Source organism: Pelagibacterium lentulum (assembly GCF_003992625.1).
Classification (GTDB): domain Bacteria; phylum Pseudomonadota; class Alphaproteobacteria; order Rhizobiales; family Devosiaceae; genus Pelagibacterium; species Pelagibacterium lentulum.
In genome coordinates this window covers 1-2,851 of the sequence record NZ_RZMW01000045.1, presented here as the reverse complement: position 1 = coordinate 2,851, position 2,851 = coordinate 1, and the positions used below count along the sequence as shown (strand labels likewise).

3 protein-coding genes are annotated in these 2,851 nt (G+C 60.8%); 2 read left to right on the top strand and 1 reads right to left on the bottom strand.

What is annotated here, in order from left to right; translation table 11 throughout:
* On the bottom strand, positions 1-2,104 hold a 2,104-nt coding region (locus EO133_RS18345), incomplete at its 3' end, for a heavy metal translocating P-type ATPase (RefSeq protein ID WP_428372680.1).
* A 122-nt stretch (positions 2,105-2,226) separates the two neighbouring features.
* On the opposite strand from EO133_RS18345, the gene EO133_RS18340 reads away from it, so the two are divergent.
* Positions 2,227-2,460, top strand: coding sequence for a heavy-metal-associated domain-containing protein (locus tag EO133_RS18340; RefSeq protein ID WP_244640654.1), 234 nt, complete (start codon positions 2,227-2,229; stop codon positions 2,458-2,460).
* 32 nt (positions 2,461-2,492) lie between these two features.
* Positions 2,493-2,851, top strand: a 359-nt coding sequence (gene copM, locus EO133_RS18335; protein ID WP_127074112.1) for a CopM family metallochaperone, incomplete at its 3' end; no start/stop codon positions are given.

Here is a 2,851-nt window from a genome sequence, read left to right as displayed (position 1 = left end):
GTTGCTGCTTGAGGCGGCGAACAGCGTCGACCTTGCCTTCTGGCAGAACCTCGGCAACCACCTCATCGATACCCAGCCGACGAGCAATGGCGTGAGCAGTGCGGCGATTGTCGCCGGTAATCATCGCGACCTTAAGGCCCAGCTCGTGCAGGGCGGCAATCGCCTCTTGCGTGGTGTCCTTGATAGGATCGGATACAGCGATAATCGCGGCCAGTTTGCCGTCGATCGCTGCATAGAGCGGCGATTTGCCTTCATCGGCCAGCTTGGTGGCCGTGCCCGCAAAGGCACCGACGTCGAGGCCGAGCTCAGTCATGTAGCGGTCGGCGCCGACTTCTATGCGGGAGCCGTCGACTTCCGCCTTTACACCAAAACCGGTGACTGACTCGAACCCGGCGACGGCCGGCAAGCCTAGCCCCTCCGCTTCTGCCGCCTCGACGATGGCACGAGCGATGGGGTGCTCGGATTTGGCCTCGACCGCTGCGATCTTTGCAAGGACGGTGGTGCGGTCAAATCCGTCCACCAGTTCGAGATCGGTAAGTGCAGGCCTGCCTTCAGTTAGCGTGCCCGTCTTGTCGAGGGCCACGACCTTGGCCTCGCGCAGCAACTGGAGCGCTTCACCCTTGCGGAAGAGAACGCCCATCTCCGCACCGCGTCCCGTGCCGACCATGATCGAGGTCGGCGTGGCCAGGCCCATCGCACAGGGGCAGGCAATGATGAGCACGGCCACAGCATTGACGAGCGCGAAGGTGAGTGCGGGCGAGGGACCGAAGAACAGCCAGACCAGGAAGGTGGCAACTGCAACCGCCATGACAGCGGGCACAAACCACATCGTCACCTTGTCGACCATCGCCTGAATCGGCAGCTTGGACCCTTGAGCATCTTCGACCAGGCGGATGATCTGCGCGAGCATGGTCGCGGCGCCGACGGCCGTTGCTCGGAAAGCAAAGGCCCCCGTCTGGTTCACGGTGCCGCCAACCACTTCCGCGCCCGCTGATTTTGCGACGGGGATTGGTTCGCCGGTGATCATCGATTCATCGACATAGCTTTCGCCATCGACCACCTCGCCGTCCACGGGAACACGCTCGCCCGGCCGCACCTCGATGATGTCGCCAAAGGCAACTTCAGTGACCTCTACCTCCTGCGCCCGTCCATCGCGGCGCACCCGTGCGGTCTTGGCCTGCAGGCCGACCAGGCGCTTGATGGCTTCGGATGTCCGCCCCTTGGCACGGGCCTCAAGGAAGCGGCCGAGCAGGATGAGGGTTACGATCACTGCCGCCGCCTCGAAATAGACGTTGACTGTTCCCGCCGGCAGGAACGCTGGGGCGAAGGTGGCAACGAGCGAATAGAGATAGGCCGCCATCGTGCCCACCGCCACCAGCGAGTTCATGTCGGGGGCGCCGCGCAGCAACGCGGGAAAACCCTTCTCATAAAAGCGTATGCCGGGAACAAACAGCACAAGCGTGGCCAAGGCGAACTGGATGTACCAGTTCCACTGCATCCCGATCGTGCGCATGACCAGATCATGCATTCCAGGGATCGTGTGCGACCCCATTTCGAGAATGAAGACAGGCAGGGTCAGCAGAGCAGCCAGTGTGACGTCACGCTTGAGAGATATTGTCTCGGCTTCCTTGCGTTCCGCGACCTCCTCGTCACGTGCCCCGCTTCGGTCAACTGCTCTCGCGCTGTAGCCCGTCGCCTCCACTGCCTTGATGAGGAGCGCCGCGTCTGCATTGCCGTGGATGCTGGCACGTTCGGTTGCAAGGTTTACCGTTGCCGAGACCACGCCGGGAACAGCTCTCAGGGCGCGCTCCACGGATCCAACGCAGGAGGCACAGGTCATGCCGTCAATGGCGAGCTCGGTGGCAGCGGACGGGACCGAATAGCCGGCCTCCTCGATGCTGCGGACCAGCGCTTGACGATCCACCGGTCCGGAAGCCATGACATCGGCCCGTTCCGTGGCGAGATTGACGGTGGCGCTTTCGACGCCGGGCACGGCCTTGAGCGCCTTTTCAACGCGGCCAACACATGAGGCACAGGTCATGCCTTCGATCGGCAGACCGATAATCTGGGCAGCCGCCGAGTGGTCTTTTACGGGAGCGTTCATTTTTCTTCTCCGCTTCGAATATTTCGTTCGCGAAGGAAGGTGGGGTTTCCAACGATGGGAAGGTCAATGGGTATTCCGAAAGTTTTTTGATCTCTTGACCTTCCAACAGTGGGAAGCCCCATATGAAAAAGCGTGAGACCGAAACAGAGGAGTTTCTCATGCACTTCCATATCGAAAACATGACCTGTGGCGGTTGTGCCAGCAGTGTTACCAGGGCGATTCAATCGGTGGACCCTATGGCCAGGGTCACTGCCGATCCCGCCACGCGAAAGGTCGAAATCCTATCCGATCACCCTCGTGATGCATTTGAGGGCAGTCTCAAAGAGGCCGGTTATCCCGCTACCCCGGCGAGCTGATTGCCCGTACGCACCATTTGGAGAAAGCCAGAATGAACAAGCTCACCCCAATCTTTATCGGTGGCGCTATCATCGCCGCGGCCAGCCTTTCTTTCGCGCAGGCGCAAACGGGCAATGCCGGCCAAAATACACACGCAGGTCATGACACCCATGGCGTCCATATCTCTGTACGCTCTTCAGACGATCCGGTCATCCGCGCCTATCAGGAAGCAAACGACCGGATGCATGCCGACATGGCTATCGAATTTACCGGTGATGCCGATGTCGATTTCATGCGCGGCATGATCCCGCATCACCAGGGTGCGATCGACATGGCAAATGTCGTTCTCAAGCATGGAACCGATCCGGAGGTTCGCGCGCTTGCCCAAGAGGTGATTGCCGCACAGGAAGC

Coding starts and splice junctions, on each gene's coding strand:
- EO133_RS18340 (WP_244640654.1), top strand. CDS start 2,227: ATGAAAAAGCGTGAGACCGAAACAGAGGAGTTTCTCATGCACTTCCAT.